3 protein-coding genes are annotated in these 4,962 nt (G+C 71.7%); all 3 read right to left on the bottom strand.

Going from position 1 to position 4,962, the window contains the following annotated elements; translation table 11 throughout:
• Positions 1–39 precede the first annotated feature (39 nt).
• Positions 40–804 carry a pyruvate formate-lyase-activating protein gene (gene pflA / locus Q0195_RS03965; RefSeq protein WP_299274867.1) on the bottom strand — a complete coding sequence of 255 codons (765 nt, stop codon included), beginning with the start codon at positions 802–804 and terminating at the stop codon, positions 40–42.
• A 150-nt stretch (positions 805–954) separates the two neighbouring features.
• Positions 955–3,216 carry a formate C-acetyltransferase gene (gene pflB / locus Q0195_RS03960; protein WP_299274864.1) on the bottom strand — a complete coding sequence of 754 codons (2,262 nt, stop codon included), beginning with the start codon at positions 3,214–3,216 and terminating at the stop codon, positions 955–957.
• Between the two features lie 126 nt (positions 3,217–3,342).
• A partial coding sequence (locus Q0195_RS03955) for a 1-deoxy-D-xylulose-5-phosphate synthase (RefSeq protein ID WP_299274862.1) occupies positions 3,343–4,962 on the bottom strand: 1,620 nt, incomplete at its 5' end.

The raw sequence follows: 4,962 nt of genomic DNA, 5'->3' as shown, positions 1-4,962 counted from the left end.
GGGCAGGATCAGCGCTCTGGCGGGGCGGGCGCGGTCGCGTCAGTAGGTGAGCAGCCCGCGGCTGCGGAACTGGTCGCGCACCCGCTCGACGAGCTCCGGGGACGGTGGCCGGGTGTCGCCGAGCCGGTAGTCCATCCCCAGCCGCTCCCACTTGTCCCGGCCCATCTGGTGGAAGGGCAGGACCTCGACCCGGCTCACCGTCGGCAGCGTGGCGACGTAGTCGGCGACCGCATCGACGTTCTCCGGGGCGTCGGTGAGGCCGGGGACGAGGACGAAGCGCACCCAGATCTCGGTGCCCCGCGCCGCCAGCCGGCGGCCGAAGTCGAAGGTGGGCTGCAGCTCGCGCCCGGTGACCTCCCGGTAGGTCTCCGGGATGCCGGACTTCACGTCGAGCAGGACGAGGTCGACGGCGTCCAGGAGACGCTCGCTCGCGTAGGGGCCGAGGTAGCCGGAGGTGTCGATCGTCGTGTGCACGCCCAGTGACTTGGCCCCCTCGAGCAGCCGCGTGAGGAACGCCGGCTGCATGAGCGGCTCCCCACCGGAGACGGTCAGCCCGCCCCCCGTCGCCCGGAACACCGGGACGTACCGCGCGACCCGCGCGAGCACCTCGTCGACGTGCACGGCCTGCCCGTCCCGCATCCGCAGCGTGTCCGGGTTGTGGCAGTAGAGGCAGCGCAGCGGGCACCCGGCGAGGAACACCGTCATCCGGGTGCCCGGCCCGTCCACCGCCGTCACCAGCTCCCAGGAGTGGAGCGAGCCGACCTCACCGCGGCGCACCGCCGCGAGGTGCGCGCTGCGGTCCATCTCCTCGGTGGCCAGCCCCGCGGTGCCCGCCGACCGCCGCAGCCGCGGGACGGCGTCCTCGGGGACGGCCACGTACTCGCCGTTGATGCCGTCGGGGGCGACGACACCGCTGACCACGGCCTGGTCGGGGGCGACGGTCATGGCCGTCTCTCAGACCCGCCCGTGGAAGGTGCGGGAGATGACGTCGAGCTGCTGCTCGCGGGTGAGCCGGACGAAGTTCACCGCGTAGCCCGAGACCCGGATCGTCAGCTGCGGGTACCTCTCCGGGTGCTCCATCGCGTCCTGCAGGGTGTCCCGGTTGAGGACGTTGACGTTCATGTGGAAGCCGCCGGCCCCCATGTAGGCGTCGAGCAGGCCGACGAGGTTGCCCACCTGCTCCTCCTCGGTGCGGCCCAGACCCGCGGGCACGATGGTGTTGGTCAGCGAGATCCCGTCCTGCGCCTCGGAGTAGGGCAGCTTGGCCACCGAGAGCGCCGAGGCGAGCATCCCGTGGGTGTCGCGCCCGTTCATCGGGTTGGCACCGGGGGCGAACGGCTCCCCGGCCCGCCGGCCGTCGGGGGTGTTGCCGGTGTGCTTGCCGTACACGACGTTGGAGGTGATGGTGAGCACCGACTGGGTGTGCACCGCGTCCCGGTAGGTGGGGTGCCGGCGCACCTTCTCCATGAAGCGCTCGACAAGGGTCACCGCGATCGAGTCGACCCGGTCGTCGTCGTTGCCGAAGGTCGGGAAGTCACCCTCGACCTCGTAGTCGACGACGAGCCCGTCCTCGCGCCGCACGGGCCGCACGGTGGCGTACTTGATCGCGGACAGCGAGTCCACCGCCACCGAGAGCCCGGCGATGCCGCAGGCCATGGTGCGCAGCACGTCGCGGTCGTGCAGCGCCATCTCCAGCCGCTCGTAGGCGTACTTGTCGTGCATGTAGTGGATGCAGTTGAGGGCCTCGACGTAGGTCTGGGCCAGCCAGTCGAGCAGCGCGTCGTACTTGGCCACGACGTCGTCGTAGTCCAGGACGTCCCCCTGCACCGCCTCGCTCACCGGTGCGACCTGCTCACCGGTGATCTCGTCACGGCCCCCGTTGATGGCGTAGAGCAGGGCCTTGGCGACGTTGACCCGGGCACCGAAGAACTGCATCTGCTTGCCGATGGTCATCGCCGAGACGCAGCAGGCGATGCCGGCGTCGTCCCCGCACTGCTCCCGCACGAGCGCGTCGGACTCGTACTGGATGGCCGAGGTGTCGATGGAGACCTTGGCGCAGAACCGCTTGAAGCCCTCGGGCAGCCCGTCGCTCCACAGCACGGTGAGGTTGGGCTCGGGTGCCGGGCCGAGGTTGTACAGGGTCTGGAGCATGCGGAAGGAGTTCTTCGTCACGAGGTGGCGTCCGTCCGCGCCGATGCCGCCGATCGACTCGGTGACCCAGGTGGGGTCACCGGAGAACAGCTGGTCGTACTCCGGGGTGCGCAGGAAGCGCACGATGCGGAGCTTGATGACGAAGTCGTCGATGAGCTCCTGGGCCTGGGTCTCGGTGAGCAGGCCCTCCTCCAGGTCCCGCTGGAGGTAGATGTCCAGGAAGGTCGAGGTCCGGCCGAGCGACATCGCCGCGCCGTTCTGCTCCTTCACCGCGGCCAGGTAGGCGAAGTACAGCCACTGGACGGCCTCGTGGCCGGTGCGGGCCGGGCCGGAGATGTCGTAGCCGTAGGAGGCCGCCATCTCCTTCAGCTCCTCCAGGGCGCGGATCTGCTCGGCGTTCTCCTCCCGCTCGCGCAGGACCTGCTCGGTGGACCACTGGGCGTCGAGCAGGGCGCGGTCGGCCCACTTCGCCGCGATGAGGGCGTCCACGCCGTAGAGCGGCACGCGGCGGTAGTCGCCGATGATGCGGCCGCGGCCGTAGGCATCCGGCAGCCCGGTGATGATGTGGGCGCTGCGGGCCTTGCGGACGGCCGGTGGGTAGACGTCGAAGACGCCCTGGTTGTGGGTCTTGCGGTAGGTGGTGAAGATCCGCTCCAGGGTGGGGTCCACCTCGTAGCCGTAGGTCTCCAGGGCCTTGGCGACCATCCGCCAGCCGCCGAAGGGCATGATCGCCCGCTTCAGCGGGGCGTCGGTCTGCAGGCCGACGATGAGCTCCCGGTCCTGGTCGATGTACCCGGGCGCGTGGGAGGTGATGGTCGACGGCGTCGTCGCGTCGACGTCGTACACGCCCCGGGCGCGCTCCTCGGGGAACATCGCGGTGAGCGTGCCCCACACCTGCCGGGTGCGCTCGGTGGGGCCGGCGAGGAAGGAGGCGTCACCGTCGTACGGCGTGTAGTTGCGCTGGATGAAGTCCCGGACGTCGATGGTGTCCTGCCAGGGCCCCGGCGCGAACCCCCTCCAGGCGTCGGTGGACTGCTGCGCATCGTGGATGGTGGTCGTGGCCATCGCTGACTCCCCTCTCATCCGGTCGTTCCGGTGTTTCCACCGTACGGAAGAGAGGGGTGGCATCCCGTGGGACCTTCGACCGGACCGCGGGGTTAGCCGCCTCACAACCCGGGCAGCGCGCCCCCGTCAGCTGCGGGGGTCAGCCTCCACCTGCTGGTCCACGGTGCCGAGTGCGGCGACGGCGCCGGCCGCCTGGCGGGCGACGTCCTGGGCCTGCAGCCGGTAGCGCTCGACAACCTGGGCGCGGCTGGCGTGGGCGAGGAACTCGTGGGGCAGCCCGTGGGTCTGGACCGGGACGTCGTGGCCCGCCCCGGCCAGGGCGTCGCGGATCGCGCTGCCGATGCCACCGGTGCCCAGGCCGTCCTCGACGACGACGACGATGTCGTGCTTCGTCGCGAGCCTCAGGAGGTCCTCGCTCACCGGGAGCACCCAGCGCGGGTCGGCCACCGTCGACCCGATGCCCTGGGCCTCCAGCGCGTCGGCGACGGAGACGGCGGTGTGCGCCATGGCGCCGACACCGACGACGAGCACGCGCGGACCGCCGTCGCCGGCGGTACGCAGGAGGATGTCGACGCTCCCCTCGCGTCCGATGGCCGGGAGCGGCTCCGGCAGGGCGCCCTTGGGGTAGCGCACCACGGTGGGGGCGTCGTCGACGTCGACCGCCTCGCGCAGCTCGGCGCGCAGGCTGGGCTCGTCGCGCGGGGCCGCGAGCCGCAGCCCGGGGACGGTTCGCAGCAGCGCCAGGTCCCACATCCCGTTGTGGCTGGCGCCGTCGTCGCCGGTGATGCCCGCGCGGTCGAGGACCACGGTGACCCCGGCGCGGTGCAGCGCCACGTCCATGAGGAGCTGGTCGTAGGCCCGGTTGAGGAAGGTCGCGTAGAGCGCCACCACCGGGTGCAGCCCGGCGAAGGCCATGCCGGCGGCCGAGGTCAGTGCGTGCTGCTCGGCGATGCCGACGTCGATGACGCGGTCGGGGAACTCCTCGGCGAAGGGCTTGAGCCCCACCGGCTGGAGCATCGCGGCGGTGACGGCGACGACGTCGCTGCGCTGCCGGGCGATCTCGACGATCTCCTCGGCGAAGACCGAGGTCCAGCCGAAGCGGGAGGGGGCCACCGGCAGCCCGGTCTCCGGGTGGATGACGCCGACGGCGTGGAAGCGGTCGGCGATGTCCTCCTCGGCCGGGGTGTAGCCACGGCCCTTCTCGGTGATGGCGTGGACGATGACCGGGCTGCCGAATGCCTTGGCGCGGCGCAGCGCGAACTCCATCGCCGCCAGGTCGTGCCCGTCGACGGGGCCGATGTACTTGATCCCGAGGTCCTCGAACAGGCCCTGGGGCGCGACGATGTCCTTGACGCCCTTCTTCAGCCCGTGGAGGGCGTCGTAGGTGAGTCGTCCGGGCGGGCCGCTGCGCTGCAGGGCGCGCTTGCCCCAGCCGAGCACCTTCTCGTACCCGCGCGTGGTGCGCAGGGCGTGGAGGTGGTGGGCCAGGCCACCGATCGTCGGGGCGTAGGAGCGGCCGTTGTCGTTGACGACGACGACGAGCCGCCGGTCCTGCGCCTCGGCGATGTTGTTCAGCGCCTCCCAGGCCATACCGCCGGTCAGCGCGCCGTCCCCGATGACGGCGACGACGTGGCGGTCGCGCTGGCCGGTGAGCTCGTGGGCGCGGGCGATGCCGTCCGCCCAGGACAGCGCGGTCGAGGCGTGGGAGTTCTCCACGATGTCGTGCTCGGACTCGGCCCGGCTCGG

This window comes from uncultured Georgenia sp. (genome assembly GCF_937958535.1).
Lineage (GTDB): Bacteria > Actinomycetota > Actinomycetes > Actinomycetales > Actinomycetaceae > Oceanitalea.
This window is presented reverse-complemented; position numbering and strand designations above follow the sequence as displayed.

Excerpts from the sequence above, each read along its gene's own strand:
- pflA (WP_299274867.1), bottom strand. The coding sequence starts at position 804 with ATGGACCGCAGCGCGCACCTCGCGGCGGTGCGCCGCGGTGAGGTCGGC.
- pflB (WP_299274864.1), bottom strand. The coding sequence starts at position 3,216 with ATGGCCACGACCACCATCCACGATGCGCAGCAGTCCACCGACGCCTGG.